Origin of the sequence: Rhodococcus globerulus (genome assembly GCF_019334125.1) — a bacterium.
Lineage (GTDB): Bacteria > Actinomycetota > Actinomycetes > Mycobacteriales > Mycobacteriaceae > Rhodococcus_F > Rhodococcus_F globerula.
In genome coordinates this window covers 2,625,044-2,648,885 of record NZ_CP079698.1, presented here as the reverse complement: position 1 = coordinate 2,648,885, position 23,842 = coordinate 2,625,044, and the positions used below count along the sequence as shown (strand labels likewise).

Sequence of the window (23,842 nt, the reverse complement as noted above, 5' to 3'; positions counted from 1 at the left end):
TGTGACCGACCGATCTGTTTCAGTGCTCGCTTTCCCCATGCATGGTCAACAAAAGCTACTTAGCGAGGGTTATAGAACTCGCGATGGCCATTTCATCGAGTGGTTCGGCCGGCTTAAAGAGTCCGAGGGTCCGGTGGCTGTCGTTTCTCGCCCCGAACCCCAGGTTCTTCGACCGCTTGTGCGTACCGGAACATCACAATCAGCAGCCAACACCGAAGCGTTCGATAGCTATTCTTGGCGTTTCCCTAACCTTCGAGACCGTCGATCTTGGTGGTTGCAGTCACTTAATTCGTACCCCAATTTGCCTGGCACGCCCACGACGCCGGCGATTGTCTGGAATCCGATGGTAAGCCTGTCAAATGTTGGTTCAGAGATTTTCAATTCGCGTCGTCGAGTTGTGGTTGACTTGCTCGACGACTGGTCAATTCACTACGCATTTGAGTCTATCGCGGCTTCTGTGGAGGAAGCATATAGAAGATCTCTGGGAGAAGCGACAATTGTCACTGCCAACTCGGAGGGCACTCTGGCGCTTGCTAAGCGATTCGGCCGTTCTGATGCTGTACTAATGACCAATGGCTGCGATCCAGATCGATTTATCACACATTCGAAGGCTGAGGGGAAGACGACGGTCGGTTATGTCGGCAAGATCGGAAGGCGAGTGGATCTCGATCTTGTGATCGAAGCAGCATCGTCTCTGCCGGGCTTTAGATTCATTTTCGCCGGTCCGATTTTGGACCGAGAATATCTTGCGCCGCTGAAGTCGATGAACAACATTGAATTGCTCGGTGACGTTCACTACCGTGATGTTCCGAATCTGTTGACTAGTTTTGATATTGGCTGGGTTCCGCATCGGGTCGGGAAATTTGAGATTGGGGGTGACATCATTAAAACTTACGAGTATAGGGCTGCTCACCTGCCCGTACTGTCGACCCCACTTATTGGTGCGGGCGATCGAGGTCTCGATCATGTCTGTGTCCTACCTTCGAGCGAACATACAGATTGGTTGAGGCAGTGCGCGGACTACGGAGACCGGGTTATTCGAAAAACGGGAGTCATACCGAGTGAGCATACCTGGGAGGACAAGGCGATTCAGTTGCTTGGCTCCTTGGACGCCATTAGATGAAAACTAACCAGTTTAGAACGAAAATTCGAGAAAAGTGGAACTGATGAGCAGGTCGGTAGCAATTATCGGGACGAGGGGATACCCGAGTTATTATGGCGGTTTTGAGACTTTGGTACGTCGATTGGCTCCGTACCTTGTTTCAGAAGGCTGGGATGTCACCGTCTACGGTAGGGGGGGCGCGGTAAAGCCCGATGACCCTGCGCGAGACTTGGACGTCAAGTCAGTGCTCACATGGGGTCTTGAATCGAAGTCGCTGAGTACGTTGTCGTTCGGTCTGTCCTCGACTATCTCTGCGGCCAAGAATAAGCCTGACGTGGCGCTTGTTATGAATGTGGCCAATGGCTATTGGTTGCCGATGCTGAAAGCGCGTGGAATCCCGTCAGTGGTCAACGTTGATGGAATTGAATGGGAGCGTGCGAAATGGGGTAAGTCAGCGAAGGCAGCGTTTAGGATGGGTGCGTCTTTGACCGCCAGATTCGCAGACCATCTCCTCTACGATGCAGAAGGTATTGCCGGTCGGTGGGAAGCCTCCTTCGGGCGAAGCGGAACAGTGATTCCCTACGGCGGCGAAGACCCCGGTCCACTACCGACACCTGATGGACTTAATTCCGGTCGCTACGTACTGATGGTCGCTAGGTTCGTTCCGGAAAATACTGTAGAAGAATTCTTTGATGCTGCGGAGAACTTAGCGAATGAAGTAGATGTGGTTATTGTGGGCAGCAGTGGCTACGGTGGTGAATTTGATGAACGAGCGGAATCACTGCAGAGATCGAACGATCGTGTTCATTGGTATGGACATGTCAGCGATGATCGGTTGCTGTTCTCGTTGTGGCAGCATGCCGGTGCATATTTTCATGGGCACAGCGTGGGCGGCACGAACCCCGCCTTGGTTCAAGCGATGGCTTGTGGCGCGCCAATCGTCGCGCGCGACACGATATTCAATAGGGAAGTGCTTGGTGACTGTGCACTTTTCGCTGCCCCCAACAGTGAACAAATCACGGACTCAATCAGATCCCTTATCTCGGACAAAACACTGCAGGCCAGATTGGGTTCAGCGGCGAAGGTGCGAGCTGCAAAATATTATAGTTGGGAGTCTGTTTGTCTCGGGTATCAAGATTTGCTAAAAGAGGCTATCTCTTAGGCGATCTTAGTTTTAGATTAGGTTCCTACAAACGATTGAGAGGTTGACGATGCGGGGAATTATTCTAGCTGGGGGCACGGGTTCGCGTCTTCATCCGATCACGATGGGTATCAGTAAGCAGCTCGTGCCTGTCTACGACAAGCCTATGATCTACTACCCGCTGTCGACACTGATCCTCGCGAACATCCGCGATATCCTGATTATAACGACGCCACAAGATGCGGATCAGTTCGAGCGACTGCTCGGCGACGGCTCGCAGTTCGGCATCAACCTCACCTACCGCGTTCAGCAGGAGCCAAACGGACTCGCGCAGGCCTTTGTTCTGGGTGCCGACCACATCGGCAACGAGGGAGCAGCACTTGTCCTGGGCGACAACATCTTCTACGGCCCGGGCCTGGGCGCGCAGTTGAACCGTTTTGGCGACATCGCTGGCGGAGCTGTCTTTGCGTACCAGGTATCGGACCCCTCCGCGTACGGCGTCATCGAATTCGACGCTGTAGGTAAGGCTATCTCGCTCGAGGAGAAGCCGAAGGTGCCAAAGTCGAACTTTGCGGTCCCTGGGATGTACTTCTACGACAACGATGTCATTTCCATTGCCCGAGACTTGCAACCGTCGGAGCGTGGCGAGTACGAGATCACCGACGTCAATCGTCATTACCTCGAGGCGGGTCGGCTTCAGGTCGAGGTTCTGCCTCGTGGTACCGCCTGGCTCGATACTGGCACCTTTGATTCCTTGCTTGATGCCTCTAACTACGTGCGCACCATCGAACAGCGACAGGGCCTGAAAATTGGTGCACCCGAGGAAGTTTCCTGGCGTCGCGGTTTCATCAGTGACGACGAGCTCCGCGAACGAGCCGAGAAGCTGATCAAGTCCGGGTACGGCCAGTACCTCCTCGACCTCCTCGATGGGAATAGTGAATAGTATGAGTTTTCGCGAGCTGAAGATTGCCGGCGCGTGGGAGTACACCCCCCGTCAGTTCGGCGATGACCGCGGCGTCTTCTTCGAATGGTTCAAGTCCTCTGCCTTTCAGGAGGTGACCGGACGTCCGTTGGACTTACAGCAGGCGAACTGCTCGGTCTCCGCTGCTGGGGTTCTACGAGGGATTCACTTCACTGACACACCACCCGGGCAGGCAAAATATGTCACCTGCACGAAGGGTGCGTTTCTCGACGTCATCGTCGACTTACGTGTTGGATCCCCGACATTCGGCCAGTGGGACAGCGTGCTGATCGATGACGTAGACCGTCGTGCGGTGTATTTGAGTGAAGGGCTTGGGCATGCAATCCTGTCGCTCGAAGACAATTCGACCGTGATGTACCTGTGCTCGATCGAATACACCCCCTCACTCGATCGGGATCTGAATCCGCTAGATGCTGAGCTGGCAATCGACTGGCCCACCCATGCCCGAGATGGGAGTGCCCTGAGCTACCAGCTCTCAGATAAGGACAAATCCGCGCCTACGCTCGCTCATGCGCTCAAGGCTGGATTTTTGCCGAGATTCGACAATCGGTACACAGGTTCCCCAGTCGGATAAGTCGACGCCGGCTTTCAGAGAACTCGTTAGTCGCACGCATTCGGAGACGGCGTTTCAGCAGGTCTGGCATTTCAGACTGATTCGTGTGTAAAGCTGAGAGTGTTCGCGTGTAAAGCTGACATTGACGGTGGAAGTTCGTTGTCGGTTTGGTTTTTGTTCCCGAAACTTGATCATCTGGAGGATGGATGATTCCCGCGGTTGCCCACGAAGGCCGGTATTAATTTGCAATTGAGAATGCCAGCAAGCAATGTGGAAAAACACGGATAGATAGGGCCTCCACTGTGCTGGATTGAAGGCCGAGGTCGCAGAATTGTGCGGTCCGGAGGGAGTTAGCGACGTTAATTTGCTGTTCGCCGTGATAATTCATGTCCGGGGAGGAAGCTCTTTATCGACAAATTCCTGAATGTTCTCACGGAATTGCAGTAGGGTCCGAACCTTATCGCGGAACCAGGCGCGCACGTCAGGAAATGTGGTACTTGCGGCGTCGATTCATTGGGACATCTTATGAATCGACGCCGCGTCCTCATGGCTGCTGGCAGCGTAATTGCATTCTGCCAACGTTGGCAGTCCGTTTCACCAAAATAGATTGTGGTGAATGTGCTGACTGCGCAGTAGCCGTTCCTCCATTTTGGGCCTTTATGTAAAGGATTGGCTGGTCACCTTGTTAGGCATATCGTGACGCGGGACCCCATGGCGAGTAGCTCTATTGAAGGAATAAATAGATGAGCACCTAGGAGACTACTGACTCGGTAAGAGCGTAGCTACTTTCCGTTGCATCCTTTTGTGGACGCCACCATTGCTCGTTCTCTTGATACCAGTCGATCGTCGCTTTCAAACCGCTGCGGAAGTCCACGTACTGCGGTGTCCAACCTAATTCGGTCCGGAGCTTTGTCGAGTCGATCGCATACCGTAGATCGTGGCCGGGGCGGTCTGTGACGAAATCGAAAGCATCCGAAGGATTCCCGGTCTCCTTGAGGATTTCCTCAAGTACCTCGCGGTTGTTCTTTTCGCCATCCGCGCCAATCAGGTAGGTCTCACCCAAGACACCTTTTTCGATAATTGTCCACACGGCATGGTTGTGGTCGTCAACGTGAATCCAGTCGCGAACATTCTGGCCTGCTCCATAGAGTTTTGGGCGCTTACCACTGAGGAGATTGGTGATCTGTCTTGGAATGAACTTCTCTACGTGCTGAAACGGGCCGTAGTTGTTGGAGCAGTTCGAGATTGTGGCCCGCACCCCGAATGACCGGGCCCACGCTCGAACCAGAAGATCACTGGATGCTTTGGTCGACGAGTAAGGGCTCGATGGGTTATACGGAGTTGATTCTGTAAAGCGGGCTGGGTCATCGAGTTCGAGATCGCCATACACTTCGTCGGTGGAGATATGGTGGTATCGCACATCATGGTCGCGAACCGCTTGCAGCAGCGTCGTGGTGCCAATGACGTTGGTGTGAACGAACGGCCACGGATCATTCAGACTGTTGTCGTTGTGCGATTCGGCGGCAAAGTGGACCACGAGATCGGACTCACCGACGAGTCGGTCAACGAGTGGTCTATCAGCGATGTCACCGTGGACGAAGTCTATCCTGTCGGCAACTGAATTCAGCGACGCGCGGTTGCCTGCGTAGGTGAGGGCGTCAAGTACGGTTACCTCTACTTCGGGGCGTTGAGCGACGGTCGACAGGACAAAGTTTGAGCCGATGAATCCGGCCCCCCCGGTCACAAGCAGTTTCATAGGTGTTGACTCTACCGGATGGTCTGAATTTCGTACGACCGAAGCTCGGATCCTTCAATTCTCTCGTTCGATTCGGTTCTGCGAGAGCTGATTTCAGCATGAATTCCACATAATGCGATTGACGGGCCACCGCCTCATGTAGGTTGCGCGGCCCGTCAAATCCATTGATTTAGCAAGTAGGTACGTCGATTGTGATGGTCGGGTCATCGACCAACGGCTGCACGGGAACTCGTGCCGCGCCGGCCGCAGTGGGTTCCTTGAGGTTGAAAACAATATCCACCGTTTGGCCCTTCGGAATCTCGGCTAAAGTCATGAAAACAGGGTGACCAAGTTCCTGTCCTGTCGCGGAGAAGGCGATCTTTCCGCCCACTGCAACGTTTTCCAATTTCGCTCCTTGGGTTGCAAGCAGTGAAATAGCAGCCATGTTGGTGCCCTGAGGGAGGTTTCGGGGGTTCGCTACGATGCCGTCCACGTAGTCCGGAAGATCACCTGCCGGAGTATTATTGGTGAGGCTGACGGTCACCTTCGAACTCCGGGTGTCGCCCTCGCAGCTGTCAGCGGAATAGGTGATCGAGCGCGTCAGGTAGTAGTCGAGCTTGTTGCCGGCCTGGTTGTTGATCACCACAGCCGCAAAAGGTGCTTCATCCGTGGGGACGGTGTGCCCCAAAGGTGTTGTGGCAAGTAGTTCCTGCTCATCGGGATGGGAACTCCACACTGCGATGCGTCCTTCGGAGACACCGCGACCCAAAGCGTCGAGAAGTGCACTGGCAGAGCTGATATTGCCGGTCATCTTGTCGACCACAACCGCGGCGACGGTCTGCAGGTACTGCTTGCGCGCGTTGTTGTCATCGGCAAAACGGATATATGCCGTTGACTCGGTGAGTTCCACAACGTTGTCGGCTGTAACCTTTTCGCCGTCGGGCATTGTGACCGGTCCCACAACTTTGAGTATGTAGCTCAACGCAATTGGATCGACGGCGATAGCGCCGTCGACTACCTCACCGTTTGACTCCTGCTTCCACAGCGACTGCCAGATTTGCGCAGCGTAGGGAAAGTGTGAACTGAGGTTGCTGTTGCGGAAATCGGTGGTGGGACGGCTCATTCCGTACAGGTTGGCAAAGTCAGGACCTAGGTCTATTGGACTGTTGTCCACTCCCAACTCGGAGTTGCGACCCAAGGTGTCGACTCGCGCGGCCCCGTCGTTGACTCGGACAATTCCGTAGCCGCCCAGCAGTCCGCCTGTACCGCGTGCCTCGGCGTTTGTCTGGAATCCGATGAAGTAATTGCGCGGTCCGTCGGCTCCGAGCATCGTCGGTGCGAGCCGTGCCGCGAGCGCCGTGTTCTCCAGAAGGTTAGTCAGCTCAGTAGTTTGATCCACTAACGAGGTGCGCGCATCGTTAACTGCGCCTATGAAGTTGGCTTCCGGGACGGCCGCCGCTCGGGTCGACAATTCCGCCGCGGAGGCTGCTGTCTGTTCGAGGACTGGTGCCGCTTCCCGCAACGGTTCGAGTGCAATCTGGCCCCCCGACTGAATCAATTCACCAGGAGCAAGCGCGGTTCCAGCATCGACCGCAGGCAAGAGGACGTCGTTGGTCAATCCATGGACCACATCTGTCATCTGTTTCGTTGTTTCGAAGGGGCTGCCGAGGACCGGGATTGCTGACGCGATGCTCCAAGGGAAGGATTGCGTCTCTGAATATGCCAAACTCGCATATTTGTCGGCATCGGCTGCAGACCGCTCGGCGGCCTCCGTGTCGCCAGCGAGGAGTGCCGTCTTGGTGGACTGCGCGTGATCTCGAGCCGATTCGAGATTACCCTTTGTCGCGATGGCGGAGTAGCCCATCCACGCTGCAAAAGCGACGGCAACCAGCACAAATGCGCTGGATCCGGCAACGATGTTGCGTCGTCGATTTGACGGCTTGACGCGGCTGCGGCGTCGAATCCGAGTAGTAGATGTGGATGTTGAATCTATTGCTTCGGATTCGTCATCGGACCTTGGTCCCGATGTGGTGCTGGACATTGCTAATTACTCCTGACTTTCGGGGTCGTCAGAGGTTACCGCGGTGTGTCAGAATTGACCCTGAAGTGGTGGGAGGGGGCGTCGCACCGTAAACTTCAGCCTGGCCGTTCTTGTTGTGCGCGTAATTAGATGGACCTGATCAGCCGGCGTTTCCAATACATAATTCGGGGCTGATGAAGGTGGAGGTATCGGGTTTGAACTCTTTCCCGCTGTCTCGTGCCCAACAGGCGCTGTGGCTGGCGCAACAAGTCAATCCTTCAACCCCTTTTGTTGTTGCCCAGTACGTGGAACTTCGGGGACTCATCGACGTGTCCGCTTTGATCGAAGCAACGGATCGTGGGTGCCGCGAGATCGAATCTGCGCTGGTCCGCCTGGTCGAGACGGATGCAGCACCCCACCAGGTTGTTGATCTTTCAATTCCCGACGCGCTTGGCTATGTCGACCTACGCGGCAGCAAGAATCCGATCGAAGCAGCACGTCAGTGGATGACACAAAGCTATTCACGCCCGATAGATATGTCGGTCGATCGGCTAATTACCGCGACTTTGTTGCATGTATCAGAAAATCATTACTTCTGGTATTCGCACGCCCACCATTTGGTGCTCGACGGACACGGCGCAATGACGCTTATGAATCGAGTTGCGGAGCGTTACACACATTTGGTGGAAAACACTGAGGTGCCGCCCTTACGCGCGCTCGGATTGCACGAGCTGTACCAGTTGGATGCGTCGTATCGTTCGTCTTCCCGATTCGAAACAGACCGGCAATATTGGGCTCAGCTGGTTGATGGCATGCCAGAACCCGTGCGGTTGACCGAACGGCGTGCCGCACCGTCGATGCCGCAACGCATGCTCACCCGCACCATGGACGCAGATCTCGCCACGCGTATCACCACAGTTGCGAAACTGTGGGAAACCAGCGAGGTTCCGGTTATCGCCGGCGCCTACGCCGTGTACCTGGCCCGCATGGCCGGAGTTACCGAAGTTACTCTGAGCCTTCCCATTTCAGGACGAACGACGGCCGCGATGCGACGCTCCGGCGGAATGCTCGCCAACATCGTCCCGATGCGCGTGTCTGTTTATCCGGAATTGACAGCGGCCCAACTCGTGAATCAGCTCTCGACGCAGTTGACCGGCGCCCTGCGCCATCAACGATTCCGTTACGAAGATATGGCCGGCCCCGGCAGCCGCGGTGGAACCCGTGATTCGGCTGGGCCCGCCGTGAACATCATGATGTTCCACAACACTATTCGCCTCGGCGACGTTGTCGGAGAATTTCACGTACTCACGTCCGGCCCGATCGACGATCTGTTCTTCAGCATCTACCCAGCGGTTGCGGGCGCTGATATTCGGTTGGGATTCGAGGCGAACCCAGGTGTTTACAGCGAGCAAGACCTCGAGCTTCACCACCAGCAGTTTGTGCAGGTTCTGACCGAACTTGTCGACGCGCCGGCGGATCTTCCAGTGGGCAGGCTTGGTGTACTGACTGCCGATGATTACGCGATGCTGGTGCCCAGCAGGGGATTACCGGCCATCTCGCCGCAGACTCTCGACGCAGTTCTGTCCGAGGGATCCGGCGGCGCCGGAACGCCGGCTGTCCGCGCGGGCGGCGCTACGATCACCTATGGTGAGTTCCGCTCTCGATCAGCCTTCCTGTGTAACAAGCTGATTGATCGTAGCGTTGGTGCCGGTGACGTGGTGGCGATCATCGCAGCGCGTTCGGCGGGGTCGGTGATCGCTTTCCACGCGGTCATTCGATCAGGCGCAGCCTTCATGTTCGTAGATCCGGATTACCCGGCCGAACGTATCGAATTCATGTTGGCGGACGCGGGCGTGAGCGTCGTCGTTGCGCCGCGATCGTGGTCGGCGCCTGCGGGAATCACGCACGTGGACATCAACACCGACCACTACGACGATGCCGATCTACACGAAACACCTGTACTGCGCGCTGCGGCGATCGATGACGTCGCCTACATCGTTTACACATCAGGCTCCACCGGGCAGCCGAAAGGTGTTGCGGTTACACACCGCGCTGCGACTTCGCTGCTGCGCGCCCACGCCAGGAATCTTGTTGTCGACGCGTCGGCCCGGGTCGCTCACTTTGTTTCACCCGCTTTCGACGTTGCGGTGCTGGAACTCCTACTTGCACAGGGGACCGGCGCAACCGCGGTAGTGGTGCCTCCCGGCTTGATCGGCGGTGCTGATCTCGCCGACTACCTACGCGCAGAACGCGTGACGCACTTCCTGTCCACGCCGGCGGTGGCGTCGTCGATGGATCCGAGTGGCTTGCCGGACCTGCGCATGCTCAACGTCGGCGGCGAGTCGCCATCGCCGGATCTGATCGAGCGGTGGTCGCCGTACGTCGGCGTCGTCAACTCGTACGGTCCCACCGAAGCGAGTGTGACCGCGTTTATGAGCGAACCGCTGGACCCGGCGCAGCGAGCACCGATCGGCCGGCCCATCGACGGCGTCTCCGCCGTTGTGCTGGATGCACGTCTGCAGCCGTGCGCAATTGGAGCAACCGGCGAACTGTATGTGATGGGCCCCGGACTGGCACGCGGATACGTGCGTCGCGCGGGCCTCACTGCTGAGAAGTTTGTTGCGGCGCCGTACGGAGACCCGTCGAGTCGCATGTACCGAACCGGCGACCTCGTGCGGTGGACGGCAGAGCGCCAGCTCGAATTTGTCGGGCGCGCAGACCATCAGGTCAAGATTCGTGGTGTCCGGGTCGAACTCGGTGAGGTGGAAGCGGCACTGACGTCCGTCTCAGGTGTGGCGTCGGCGCTGGCTGTCGCTCGCGACGGCGAAATCGCTGCGTACGTTGTACTCACGGCCGATGAGGGGCCTGAGTCCACCGACACGCCGATTGTCACCGAGACGTCGTTTGTCACTGAGCATCTGGCGAATGTTCTACCCGCTGCGATGATGCCGTCCTCGGTCACCGTGGTCTCTACCTGGCCGACCACCGTAAACGGCAAGATCGACCGTGATGCCCTACCCGCGCCGCATCGCGAAGCGGACGTCGCGCTGCAACCGGTCGATCACCACGAAGCTCTTGTTGCCGCCGTGATGGCAGATGTGCTCGGGGTTGCATCGCTGGGTACGGATGCCGATTTCTTTGCCTCCGGTGGTAACTCGCTTGCCGCGGTGTATGTCGCGAACAGGCTGTCCGAGGCCCTTCGCATTCGCGTAGGTGTCCGCGACGTGTTCGAGGCCTCGACACCGACGGGACTCGCGCAGCACCTTCGCCGAACGGCCGCAGGATCGGCGTTGCCGGAACCTGTTGTGGTCCCCGCCGATGTCGTGGTGGAACCGTCACTGGCGCAACAACGTATCTGGCTGCTCTCGCGTCTCGCCCCGGAATCTTCTGCCTACAATGTCTCTTTCGAGGTGACGCTCGGCGGAGTGCTCGACATCGACGCGCTCGAGCTGGCGTTTGCCGACATCCAACAGCGGCATCGCGTCTTGCGGACGACGTATCCGATCGGAGCTGCAGGCACAGCAGTGCAGGTCCTGTCGGAATCCACGACAAGCCTGCTGCAGGTGGGCGCAGACGAGTACGCCGCCGCGGCCGCAGATGCAGCCAGGCGCGGATTCGACGTCGCCGCCGAACTGCCACTGCGCTTGGTCTTGGCGTCGTTCGGCGAACACGACCACCGCTTGACCGTCGTTGCTCATCACATTGCTGTAGACGGACTCTCGTTCGGTGCGGTGGTAGGTGACCTGGTCCGGGCGTATGACTATCGCGTTCGCGGCGCACAGCCGAACTGGCCGGCGCAAGCGCTGGATTACCGCGACTATTCGGTGTGGCAGCGAGCAGCGCTCGGTGACCCCGATCAGCCGGGAAGCCTTGCTCATGACCAACTTGCGTCCTGGGAGAACACGCTTGGGTCGCTGCCGACGCAATTGGATCTGCCCACCGACAGGCGACGGGTCATCGGCACGGAGCCGCCCGCTGCCACTATCGCGTTCGACATCCCGGCAGATCTTCACGTACAGCTGACGGCGATTGCCCGCGAGCACAACGCCACCACGTTCATGGCGCTGCACGCAGTGCTCGCAATCCTGCTCCACAAGATCACCGGCGCAGAGGATTTTGCGATCGGGACTCCCACGTCCGGACGCGCACACCCGGCGTTCGATTCCACAGTTGGCATGTTTGCCGGCACGGTGGCACTGCGAACGGCAACCAAGCCGGGGGACACCTTTGCCGCCTTCCTCGAACAGGTTCGCGATGTCGATCTCGCCGCAATGTCACACGCGGATGTGCCGTTCGATTGGGTGGTCGATCGGGTTGCACCCAACCGCGGACTGAACCGGAATCCGTTGTTCCGTGTTGTGCTAGCTCTCGACGCGTTTGGCACGGAGGCCGATATGGCACTCGGCTCGGCAACGGCACATGGTGTGGGTCGCACCCCCGATCACGCTCGGTTCGACATCGAAATGGCCGTCCGTGAAGAACGCCTTCCTGACGGCTCGCCCGGAGGAATCGCTGGGTCACTCACCTACGCTGCCGATATCGTCGACGCGGAGACCGTGTCCGGCTGGATGGACCGGCTGCTGCGAATCTGCGAAGCCGTCACGGCCACGCCGGATATCACGCTTCGCGGCGTCGACGTCCTGAGCGCCGACGAACATGATGCACTGACGCCAGTTGCGGCGGCGCCTGCTGGCTCGGCACACTCATTGGCCGAACTGTTTCTGGCACAGGTGGTTACCCGCGGTGATGAGGTTGCTGTAGGCGTCGGCGGAGATAGTCTCACGTACTCCGAGCTCGAACATCGGTCTGCAGTGCTGGCCGGCGCTTTGATCGAGCGCGGTGTTCGGGTAGGAGACCGGGTTGCCGTTGCGCTGCCGCGCTCTCCGGAGTTCGTGATTGCGGTGCTGGCCGTAGTTCGCTCCGGCGGTGTGTACGTTCCCCTCGACCTCGACTATCCCGACGCGCGGGTCGAGTATCTACTCGGCGACGCCGCACCGACACACGTGCTCTGCGCCGAATCTGCGGTACCACGCCTGACGAACTTCGGCCACGAACTGATCGACGTTGCGGCAGTGGGTGATCCCGACCTTGCCCGACGCCGCGCGGTGGTGCCTGCACAAGACGCGTATCTGATCTACACCTCCGGCTCCACCGGCACCCCCAAAGGCGTTGTGGTGTCACATGCCAACGTCATCGCGTTGCTGGCGGCAACCGAGAAGATTCTCGATGTAGGCGCAGGCGACGTGTGGACGATGTTCCACTCCGGCGCATTTGACTTCTCGGTCTGGGAGATGTGGGGAGCGTTGACAACCGGTGGACGGTTGGTTCCCGTCGACGCCTATGTCGCCCGGTCCACTCCGCAGTTTGCGCAGTTGCTGGTAGACGAAGGAGTCACTGTTCTCAATCAGACTCCGTCGGCGTTCCAGGCGCTTGCCGCGATCACGCAGTCCACCGAACTGTCGGTGCGGCTGTTGATCTTCGGCGGGGAAGCACTGGATGTGGGCTCGGTTCGCGGCTGGCTCGACAGCCATCGCGAGATTCGCGCCGTGAACATGTTCGGTATCACCGAAACCACGGTGCACGTCACAGCATTCGATCTTTCGGGCGCCGGTGAAGACGATTCGGTCATCGGCACGACGCTTCCCGGACTCCGTACGTATGTATTGGACAGCTCGTTGCGGCCGGTGCCGGAAGGTACCGTCGGCGAACTGTATGTTGCCGGCCCGCAGGTCTCGGCCGGATACTTCGGTAAGCCCGCACTGAGCGCAACCAGGTTTGTTCCCGAACCCTCCGTTGCCGGATCGGTGATGTACCGCAGCGGCGACAGGGTTCGGATGTACCGGGGCGCGCTGCGATACATCGGTCGGGCCGACAGTCAGGTAGAGCTGCGCGGCTATCGCATCGAGCCGGGCGAGATCGAAGCGGCGCTGTTGCGTCGATCCGAGATCAGCGCGGCCGCAGTAGTTCTGCGTGAGCTGCCCACCGGACCGGCGCTGGTGGCCTACATCGCGCCAGACATCGACGATGCGGACGCCGTTGTATCGGATCTGCGGAATCAGCTGCCTGCTCATCTGGTGCCCACGCTGATTGTGCCGCTGCCCGCACTGCCGATCACCGCGCACGGCAAACTCGACCGAGCAGGATTGCCTGAGCCTGCCTCGCGCCCCACCCACGGGCGGCCACCGCGCGACCCGATGGAAGAAACCGTCGCATCAGTATTCGCCGAACTCCTGCACCTCGAAACCGTGGACGTCACACGGAGTTTTTTCGACCAGGGCGGAAACTCTCTTATAGCGACCCGTCTGTCTACCCGGTTGAGCGCGGTCTTCGACACCGACATCGATGTGCGCGAGGTGTTCGAGCGCCCCACCGTCAGCGAATTGGCCGCAGGTATCAGCGCCCGGATCGGCAGTGGCCGTCGACGCATCGCTCTCGAACCTGCCGGCAGTGATGCAGAACTGATCCTCTCGCCGGCTCAGCACCGCATGTGGATTCTCAACCAGTTCGACACCACCGCAGCCGGATACAACATTCCCGTGATTCTGCGCCTCGACGGAAACGTCGACGCCAAGACGCTGCGCAAAGCCGCGGTTGACGTCGTAGAGCGGCACGCGACGCTCCGGACGATCTACCCAGTGGGAGTCGACGGTGTGCGTCAGGTGGTGCTCGAGGCCGAACTGGTCACTCCCGCACTCGAACCCGTGACAATCGGCTCTGAATCGGTCATGGACCGGGTTGCCGAGTTGGTGGGATCAAGATTCGACGTCACGGTCGATCCACCGGTTCGCGGCGAACTGTTCTGCCTCGACGAGGGCTCTCACGTTCTGGCACTGGTGATCCACCACATTGCTGCGGACGCGTGGTCGATGGACGCGTTGATTCGAGACACCGTCACCGCATACACCGCCCACGCGAAAGGCGTCGCGCCGTCCTGGCAGCCGTTGCCGATTCGGTACACCGATTACAGCGTGTGGCAGCGCGATTCGGGAGTACCCGATCATGTCGCCGAATACTGGCTGGAGAACCTGGCCGGTTTGCCAGATCAGGTGACGTTGCCGCTGGATCATCCACGGCCGCTGACGCCGTCGGGCCTGGGCCGATCCCATCAGGTCGAGCTCGGTGATTCCTTGCGCGGGCTGCTCGACACTCTGGCGCGATCACACAACGCCACCACGTTCATGGTGATGCATGCCGCGCTGGCCGCACTCGTCTCGCGGTACAGCGCCAGCGCCGATGTGCCGATCGGAACAGTGGTGGCCGGCCGCTCCGATCCCAAGCTGGACGATCTGGTGGGAATGTTCGCGGGCACGTTGGTTCTGCGAACCACGATCGATCGAACCGCGTCCTTCGCGGAGCTGTTGGGCCACGTTCACCAGCAGGACCTGGCCGCATACACCCACGCGGACATGCCTTTCGAGACGCTCGTCGAACAGCTGAATCCCGCCAGGTCACCGTCGCACCATCCGCTGTTCCAGATCGCGCTGTCCTTCCAGGCGCCGCGGCCGACCAGCTGGGAACTTCCGGGTCTGACTCTCACCCCGATGGTCGCCGAGTTCGAACACGCCAACTTCGATCTCCAGCTCAATGTGACGGACGCTGCCGACGATCACCCGATGCGCCTGGAATTTGCCTACAACGCAGATCTATTCGACGCAGACACAGTCACGCGGTTCGCGGAACGGTACGTGCGCTTGCTCGAGCAGGTAGCCGCTGATCCGTCGGTGATTCTCGGACGGATCGATCTTCTGGACTCGGGCGAGCGGGCAGCGTTGGTTCCGGCCAGCGGGGTCGACACCAGCGCGACAACCACATTGGCGTCGATGCTCACCCGTGGCGTGCGCACCGCACCGGACGCGCTGGCAGTAACCGGCAACGGCGATAGCCTGACCTATCGCGAACTCGATCGCCGCTCCGACGTTGCCGCGGCAGACTTGCGCGCCGACGGTGCGGGTCCCGAACGGGTGATCCCGTGGACGGCGGATCGCACTGTCGATTCCATCGTCCGGTTGTGGGCCATCGCCAAGACCGGTGCGGCGCCCGCCTTGATCGACCCCGCTCAACCGGCGTCGCGCACCCTTGATGCGCTCAGCGCGGTGCTTTCCCCAGATCTTGGTGCCGCAGCGACAGAGACGATCCCCAGCGGCGGCGCCGCCTACGTCGTGTTCACCTCGGGTACCTCAGGCGCGCCCAAAGCTGTGGTGGTCACTCACGAGGGACTGGGAGCGCTCGACGCCGATCTGGCAGCGCGTTACCGCGCGAGCACTGATTCGCGCGTACTTCACCGCGGCGCACCGGGGTTCGACATGACGCTCCTGGAGGTGTTGATCGCCGGCTCGAGCGGCGCAACGCTGGTGCTCGCGTCGGATGCCGAGTTTGCCGGTCCCGCGCTCACCGACCTGCTTCGCCGCGAACAGATCACGCACCTGTGCATCACACCGACAGTGATGGCGACGGTCGAGGACAACGATCTGCCGCACCTCGAGATGGTGATGCTCGGTGGTGAGCGCCTGACCGCCGACATTGTCGAACGATGGTCACCGGGACGGCGCGTAGTGAACGGCTACGGTCCGGCCGAGGCAACCATGTACACCGTTGCGACAGAACCGCTTATCGCAAACGGCCGCGACATCCCGATCGGGTATCCCGTAGCCGGCGTCGACGCCTTTGTTCTCGACAACTTCCTCGAGCCGGTTCCACCTGGCGTCGCGGGCGAGCTCTACCTTGCGGGTGCTGCGCTTGCGCGTGGATACGCCGGTCACCCCGAATGGACGGCCGAACGCTTTGTTGCCACCGCAGGCGGCGCCAGGATGTACCGCACCGGCGATCTGGTGATGTGGAAGAACACCGGTAGTGGCCACCGGCTGCACTACCTGGGCCGCAACGACGCGCAGTTGAAAGTCAACGGTGTGCGGATCGAGCCTGCCGAGATCGAGGCCGCCATCGCAGCGATCACGGAAGTCGACTTCTGCGCAACGGTTCTGCGCACCAGCACCGCAGACACTCCGATGCTGGTGACGTATGTGCGCCCGAAACGTGGTGCGCAGCTTGACGGTGACGACCTGCGCCGCAGGCTTGCCGATGCGCTCCCGTCGTACATGGTCCCGGGTGCCGTTGTGGTTTTCCACGGCGATCCGCCCGTGGTGAACGGCAAGCTCGACGTGCGCGCATTGCCGACACCCCGCGTTTCCGCCTTGCCCTTCGAACCTCCGCGCACCGCCACCGAGCGTGCTGTGGCCGACGTATTCGCCAGCGTGCTCGGAACCGACCACATCGGCCGTGGCACACACTTCTTCGATCATGGCGGAAACTCGCTACTCGCTACCCGAGTGACGTCGCAGGTAGGAAACACCCTGGCACGGAACATCTCGCTGAGACTGCTGTTTGCACACCCGACCGTCGCGGAACTTGCTGCGGCGCTGGAACAAGAACCGGATTCCGATCACGGTGTCGCGGACATAGTTGCCGGTCCCCGTCCGGTAGAAATTCCGCTCTCACGCAATCAGCAACGTATGTGGGTGCTCAATACTCTCGACGCCGCCAGCAGCGCGTACAACCTGCCGGTTGCCGTTGACCTACGCGGTGAGCTCGACGGTGCGGCTTTGCAACTCGCCCTCGGTGACGTGCTGAACCGGCACGAGGTCCTGCGAACCGTCTACCCGCAGCGGCCACCGGTACAGCAGATTCTGGCCGATGCGGAACTGACTCTCGAATCCCGTTCTGCCACCGAAGACTCACTGGATGCCGATCTGCATGCCTTTGCATCCCAAGGGTTCGACGTGAGCACTCAGCTCCCCATTCGCGCCGCACTGTTCACACTCGCGCCCGAGCATCATGTGCTCGCGGTAAACGTGCACCACATTGCCGCAGACGGTGGCTCGCTGGTGCCGATCGTTCACGACGTGCTTGCTGCCTATTCGTCCCGGCGCGCGGGTTCGGCTCCGCAGTGGCAGCCGCTGCCGGTTCAGTACGCGGATTATGCAGTGTGGGAACAGGCTTCGGAAACCGAATCGGTATCTCACTGGCAGACGGAACTCGCGGACGTCACCTCGGTGGCGCCGCTGACGCCGGATCGCCGTCTCGTGTCTACGCCGTGGACAGCAGATCGTGTGGAGTTCTCCCTGGACGCCCACACCACGTCGGCGATCGCGGACTTGGCCGGCCGGGCCCAGTCAACACCCTTCATGGTCTTTCACGCCGCACTGGCAGCAGTTCTCTCGAGGTTGAGTGGCAGCTCGGACGTGGTGATCGCAACCGCGGTGGACGGCCGCCGATCACCGGCCCTCGACAATCTGATCGGAATGTTTGTCGACACTGTCCCGCTGCGGGCACAGATTCATCGCGACACGACGATGCTCCAACTCGTGGAACAGGTTCGTGAGCGCGATCTTGCGGCCTTCGAGCACAGCGATGTGCCCGTGGAAGCTCTGACCTCGATGCTCGGTGGCCGGATGCCGCAGGTTGCGTTGGCACTGCAGAACTTCACCATTCCTGACGTCGACATCGCCGGCCTGGCCGTCAGTGCTACCGAAATCGAGACAGGCGCAGCCAAGTTCGAGATGCAGGTATCGCTGACCGAGCGGCCGGACGGCCACACGGACGGGCTGGTTGTGTACGCGCGAGAGTTCTTCGACGCCGCGACTGCACAATCGGTGGCCGACCTGTTTGTCGACGTTGTGCATCGCGCGCTGGCCAACCCCTCGGTGGTGGCGTCGGAAGCATCAACGATCTCAGCACCCAACTGGGTGGCAGCACCCGTTGATTCGTCCCGGACTCTGAGTGAGATCTTCACCCGTACAGCAGCGGCGTTTCCCGACAACGTTGCACTGCGCGACGGCACAGTGATGCTCACGTATCGAGAACTCGACGACGCGTCGAACGAATTGGCACGTGAGCTGGTGGCTGCCGGTGCCGGTCCGGGCGCGGTGATCGAGATCAGCGCGGTGCGATCGATCGACTACGTCATCCGTCTGTGGGCGATAACCAAGACCGGCGCTGCTTTTGCGCCGATCGACCCTGATTTCCCCGACGCCCGTCTGCGTCGGTTGCGGTCGGTGTTGCACTCGGTCAGCCCTGTTCCCGGCACGCAGAATCCGGACGCCGTGGCGTATGTCATCCATACCTCCGGGTCGACCGGTAACCCCAAAGCAGTTGCGGTAACCCACCGCGGGCTCGGCCCGCTCACGGACGAAGCTGTGGCGAGATACCGCGTCACACCGGATTCGGTTGTCCTGCAGGGCTACAACCCGAGCTTCGATGCCGCTCTGCTCGAGATGTTGCTTGCCTTCGGCAGCGGAGCAGCATTGGTTGTGGCGCCACCCGACGTTTACGGTGGCCGGGACCTCGAAAAGTTCGTGGCAGAACACCGCATCACACACCTACTGTCCACCCCGGGTGTGCTCGACACGATGGACCCGGCCGCACTGCCGCTGCTCGACGTGGTTGCCGTGGGCGGCGACGTGCTCTCGTCCGCGACCGCACACGCCTGGAGTACCGGCGCGCAGATGCTCAACGCCTACGGCCCCACGGAAACCAGCGTCGTGGCAACTCTTGCGGATATCGATTCGGACACCGGAATTGGTGAACCTATCACCGGCACCGGAGCCGAAGTGCTCGACGCCGCTCTGCGCCCCGTCCCGTTTGGCGGGGTGGGGGAGTTGTACGTCAATGGTCCCGGTCTCGCGATGGGATATCTCGGCGATCCCGCCGCAACGGCTACATCCTTTGTGGCGGCAGCGGGCGGGCGGCGACGCTACCGCACCGGGGACCTGGTACACCGAACAGCGAGCGGTGCAATGGGATTCGTCGGTCGGGCGGACCGCCAGGTCAAAGTGCGTGGTGTGCGTGTCGAACCGGCCGAGATCGAGACTGCGGCGCGGTTGCTCCCCGGAGTGAGTGCTGTGTCCGTGCTCCTGATTGGCGACGTGATCACCGCATTTGTCGTTGGCGCGGAAACCAGCGAAGACGCGCTCCGACATGAACTGGCGACGCAGCTACCCGGGTACCTCGTGCCGGGACGCATCGTCATTCTCGATGCGTTGCCGCTCACCCGCAACGGCAAGGTGGATGTGAGCGCACTGCACGCGCACCTCGGCGAATCCACACCTCACGCCTGGCCGCTCACTGCCACAGAAGAATTGGTGACGGCAGTGATGTCGCACCACGCGGGCAGCACTGTGGGTGTGAGCCACAACTTCTTCGAATCCGGTGGAGATTCACTGTCTGCCACGGTGGTCGCGGGTCGACTGGCTTCGGTGTTCGGGCGCGACGTATCCGTTGGTGCGGTTTTCGAGAATCCGTCGCCGCGTGCGTTGGCTTGCTGGATCGATGCGGCCGAAGACGTTGTGGTCCGGCCACCGCTCACCAGTCGTGCCGCCGAAAGCCGGGTGCCGTTGGCTCCCGCGCAGCAGCGTATGTGGTTGAGCTCGCAGCTCGGTCCGGCGTCGTCGGCATACAACTTGGTATTCGCGGTCGCCATCGGACCGGACATCGAGGCAGACGCTTTGGCGGAAGCCATATCGGATGTGGTTGCCCGGCACAGTATTTTGCGCACCGTCTTTCCCGCTGATTCCGTCGGGCCACACCAAGTAGTCGCGGATGTCGCGGCAATCGATCTTGATCCCGTGCTTGTCGGCGATCTGTACGATGGCGCAGCGCTCTTTGCGTCCGCGCCATTCCAGTTGGAACACCAACCGCCGATGCGCGTGCAGTTGACCGTTGACGGCTCCGGCGCCCGGGCCTTGGTTGTTGTGGTGCACCATATTGCGCTCGACGGCGGTTCGACGGGCATCGTGCTCACGGATTTTGCCGCCGCACTGTCTGCGAGAGGTGCGGGGCATCAACCGGATTGGCGCCCGCTGCCCGTCGACTACCAGGACTACAGCATCTGGATGCGCGGCGTGCTCGGTGACAAGAACGATCCGACCTCACTCGCTCACCGCCAATTGGACTACTGGACAACAGTTCTTCGCGGTGTCGACGGTGTTTTGCCGCTGCCGACAGACCACCCGCGGCCCGCTGCTCCGACGCAACAAGGTTCCGTCGTGTCCGCCGCGGTTGACGGTGACCTGTACGCGGGGCTGACAACTCTGGCCCACTCGCAGGGAGTGACTGTCTTCATGCTCCTGCACAGTGTGATCGCGGTGCTGCTCGCGCGTGAAAGCGCAACCGACGACGTGGTTGTCGGCACAGCGGTCAGCCTACGAAACGATCCGGACCTGCAGTCGATGGTCGGAATGATGGTGGGTACCGTCGCGCTGCGGACGACTATCCGTCCAAGCGATCAATTCTCGGACATCCTCGACCAGGTACGACGCGTCGACCTCGGGGCCATGGACAACGCCGACGTGTCCTTCGACGACGTGGTTGCCCGAATCGCGCCGCCGCGCACGGCAAACGAACACCCGCTCTTCACCGTGATGCTTGCGTACCAACGTGCACAAGAACTTCCGAGTGTGCCTGGAATCGAACCGCTCCGGCTGGCCGGGGAAGCCCCCGTTGCCGCCGATTACGATCTGACCTGGGATCTGACCGACACCGGCATCGGTGTGCGCCTGCGATTGCTGTATGCCACCGACCTGTTCGAGCAGTCGACAGCAGAACTGTTTGCCGCGAGGTTCGTGCGGATTCTGGGCGAAGTGGTGGCGCATCCGCAGAGTGTTGTGGGTGACATCGATGTACTCGGTGACCGAGCGAACCAGCCGCAGCGCAGTCGCGGTGATATCGCGCCGCTCACCCTGGCCGCACTCATCGGCAATGTGCTCGCTGAAGCTCCCGAGGCCATCGCGCTCGAGGCAGACGGCCGGGTATGGACTTACCAAGAGCTGTTCGACCAATCAACATACTGGGCTCAGGAACTGGTGGATCGGGGAATCGGGCCCGACGACGTTGTTGCCGTTGCAACTGGTCGCGGACATCTGTGGGTAGTTGCACTCTGGGCCGTGACGCGAGCCGGCGCCGCTTGGGTTTCCGTGGACCCGGATCAGCCGCGTGAGCGACTCGAAGCGATGCTTGCCGACAGCGGAGCGAGCCTCGGACTGTGCGTGGCGGACACGCGCTCTCTACCTGCGGCAACGACCTGGATTCCGATGTCCGATCGCACTGCAACAACGCCGCTGACCGGCGCACGCGCAGCTCACCCGGACAACCTCGCTTACGTCATCTACACCTCGGGATCGACCGGTACCCCTAAAGGCGTTGCGGTATCTCATCGCGGCCTGGCAAATGTGTGTGCCACCCATCTCGAGATGTTCGAGACGGGCACCGCCATGCGCATCCTGCAGCTGGCGTCACCTACCTTCGACGCCTCGGTCCTCGAATTCATGATCGCGCCGGCCGCGCTCGGAACGCTGGTACTGGCACCGGAATACGTCTTCGCGGGAGCCGAACTGACGGAATTCATCGTCTCGCACGCGATCACCCATCTCATCGCAACACCCACGGTTCTCTCGACACTCGACCCGAACGAGATCCCTTCGCTGACAGTGGAATCGGCGGGAGAAATGTTGAGCGTGGACCTGGCGGCGCAGTGGTCCCCTCGGCATCGGATCTTCAACGGATACGGACCCAGTGAGACCACCATCGCGGCGGCAACGTCGGCGCAAATATCCGGCGGAGACACAGCAATCGGCGACCCCGTACATGGAGCGTCGACGCTTGTCCTCGACTCCAGGCTGCATCCCGTTCCCGACGGCGTCACCGGCGAGCTCTACATCGCCGGCCACAACCTTGCCCGCGGATACATCCACGCGCCCGAGCGGACAGCTCTTCGGTTTGTTGCCGACCCGAACCGTCCCGGTGCCCGGATGTACCGCACCGGAGATCTCGTTCGACGACGGCGAAACGACGGTGCCCTCGAATTCGTGAGCCGCAACGACGACCAGGTGAAGATCCGCGGCATCCGCGTCGAACCCGCCGAGGTCGACGCCGGATTGCGTCAGCATCCTGCTGTGACTTCTGCGGTCACCGTTGTGGTGGACGGGGAACTGGCGTCGTACGTCACGCTCGAGGATGCGTCGTCGGATTCGAGCAGTCTGCGAAAGTTCGTTTCGGCAACCCTGCCGAGTCACCTGGTTCCCGCAACCGTCACGGTGATCGACGCGGTTCCGTTGCTACCGTCCGGCAAGGTCGACAAGGTGGCATTGCCGGCGCCGGATCGTGGCAGCGTCGGTGTGATCGAGCCACCCGAAACGGAACTGGAAGAGTGCATCGCACAAGCGTTTGCGCACAACACATCCGCGCACACGGTTGGCAGGTTCGACAATTTCTTCGAACTCGGCGGAACCTCCATGGGCGCGGTTGACGTAGCGTCGACGCTACGTACGCGGCTCGATCGTGATGTGCAGGTTCAATGGATTTTCACCGATCCGACGGTGGCCGAACTTGCCGAACGCATCGAGGCCGGCGGTAAAACCGATCCGATGGACACCATCGTCCTGCTCGGGGGAGATCCACTCGATCAGCGTCCGCCGCTCTTCTGCGTTCACCCCGTGAGCGGATTGGCGTGGTGCTACGCCGGTGTGGCGCAGCACCTGGGTGGCCGTCGGGTCTACGGTGTGCAGGCAACGGGTGCGGGCGAGCTGCCCGGGACCCTCAACGCGCTCGCCGAACGGTACGTGGACGCGGTGCGGATCGTTCAACCCGATGGCGCGTATCACCTGCTCGGCTGGTCGCTCGGTGGAACCATTGCGCAGGAGATGGCGGTGGCGCTCGAGGAGTCCGGTGCGAGCGTCGGATCGGTTGTCATGCTCGATACGTTGCCGCCGGAGCGGATACCGGCCATTCAAGCAGCTCCCACCGCTGGCGAGCTATTTGCCGAACTGGGTCTGACCGAGCTGGAAGCGCCGCGCGTCGATCTGACCTTTGCGCAGGCGGCCGACGAGATCCGCACCAGAGCTCACCTGGATTTTGTGACCGCTGAACTCCTGGAAGCTGCTTCCGAAAGGGTGGAGAAACTTGCCAGAATGGCGAGTGACCACGAACCGAGGAGCTACCGCGGAGTTGTGGATTTTGTTGTTGCGCAGAGAGATCTCCATCGTCATCGCGACCTGGTCGAGCGATGGTCGGATCGGGTTGCGATCATTCGCGAACACTCGGTCGATGCCACGCATGCCGAGATGATGGCGCCATCAGTTCTCTCCCAGATCTTTGACCTGGTGCGGTATCGAGAGGATTCTGATGTGACGTAGCAAGCAGTGTCTAAGGATTTGCTGTTCAATTGAATGTCAGGTATGCGGCAAATGTCGCGGGTTCTGACGTGACGCTTGTGATCATCGCTCCAACGCGCAGCTCAGTGCGTGAGCCGAAAGGGATT

7 protein-coding genes are annotated in these 23,842 nt (G+C 60.5%); 5 read left to right on the top strand and 2 right to left on the bottom strand.

From position 1 onward, the window contains the following. Position 1 precedes the first annotated feature (1 nt). Genes KYT97_RS11960 through KYT97_RS11945 form a run of 4 tightly spaced genes read left to right on the top strand, consistent with a single transcriptional unit; the run spans position 2 to position 3,799 of the window. Positions 2–1,123, top strand: coding sequence for a glycosyltransferase (locus KYT97_RS11960; protein ID WP_219112333.1), 1,122 nt, complete (start codon positions 2–4; stop codon positions 1,121–1,123). Positions 1,124–1,166: 43 nt separating this feature from the next. After that, on the top strand, positions 1,167–2,264 hold the full coding sequence (locus KYT97_RS11955; protein ID WP_219112331.1) for a glycosyltransferase: 1,098 nt from the start codon (positions 1,167–1,169) through the stop codon (positions 2,262–2,264). Positions 2,265–2,313: 49 nt separating this feature from the next. Further along, positions 2,314–3,186: a glucose-1-phosphate thymidylyltransferase RfbA gene (rfbA, locus tag KYT97_RS11950; protein ID WP_219112330.1), complete on the top strand. Its 873-nt coding sequence runs from the start codon at positions 2,314–2,316 to the stop codon at positions 3,184–3,186. 1 nt (position 3,187) lies between these two features. Then, complete coding sequence (locus KYT97_RS11945; protein WP_219112328.1) at positions 3,188–3,799, top strand: dTDP-4-dehydrorhamnose 3,5-epimerase family protein; 612 nt, start codon at positions 3,188–3,190, stop codon at positions 3,797–3,799. Between the two features lie 730 nt (positions 3,800–4,529). Here the strand turns inward: KYT97_RS11945 and rfbB are convergent. Continuing rightward, positions 4,530–5,534 (bottom strand): dTDP-glucose 4,6-dehydratase, encoded by a 1,005-nt coding sequence (gene rfbB / locus KYT97_RS11940; RefSeq protein WP_219112327.1) that lies wholly within the window; start codon positions 5,532–5,534, stop codon positions 4,530–4,532. Positions 5,535–5,703: 169 nt separating this feature from the next. After that, positions 5,704–7,554, bottom strand: coding sequence for a DUF4012 domain-containing protein (locus KYT97_RS11935; RefSeq protein WP_219112325.1), 1,851 nt, complete (start codon positions 7,552–7,554; stop codon positions 5,704–5,706). Positions 7,555–7,727: 173 nt separating this feature from the next. Between KYT97_RS11935 and KYT97_RS11930 the strand changes: the two genes are divergently transcribed. Then, positions 7,728–23,717 (top strand): non-ribosomal peptide synthetase, encoded by a 15,990-nt coding sequence (locus KYT97_RS11930; RefSeq protein WP_245006083.1) that lies wholly within the window; start codon positions 7,728–7,730, stop codon positions 23,715–23,717. Positions 23,718–23,842 lie beyond the last annotated feature (125 nt).

Excerpts from the sequence above, each read along its gene's own strand:
- KYT97_RS11955 (WP_219112331.1), top strand. The coding sequence starts at position 1,167 with ATGAGCAGGTCGGTAGCAATTATCGGGACGAGGGGATACCCGAGTTAT.
- rfbA (WP_219112330.1), top strand. The coding sequence starts at position 2,314 with ATGCGGGGAATTATTCTAGCTGGGGGCACGGGTTCGCGTCTTCATCCG.
- KYT97_RS11945 (WP_219112328.1), top strand. The coding sequence starts at position 3,188 with ATGAGTTTTCGCGAGCTGAAGATTGCCGGCGCGTGGGAGTACACCCCC.
- rfbB (WP_219112327.1), bottom strand. The coding sequence starts at position 5,534 with ATGAAACTGCTTGTGACCGGGGGGGCCGGATTCATCGGCTCAAACTTT.
- KYT97_RS11935 (WP_219112325.1), bottom strand. The coding sequence starts at position 7,554 with ATGTCCAGCACCACATCGGGACCAAGGTCCGATGACGAATCCGAAGCA.
- KYT97_RS11930 (WP_245006083.1), top strand. The coding sequence starts at position 7,728 with ATGAAGGTGGAGGTATCGGGTTTGAACTCTTTCCCGCTGTCTCGTGCC.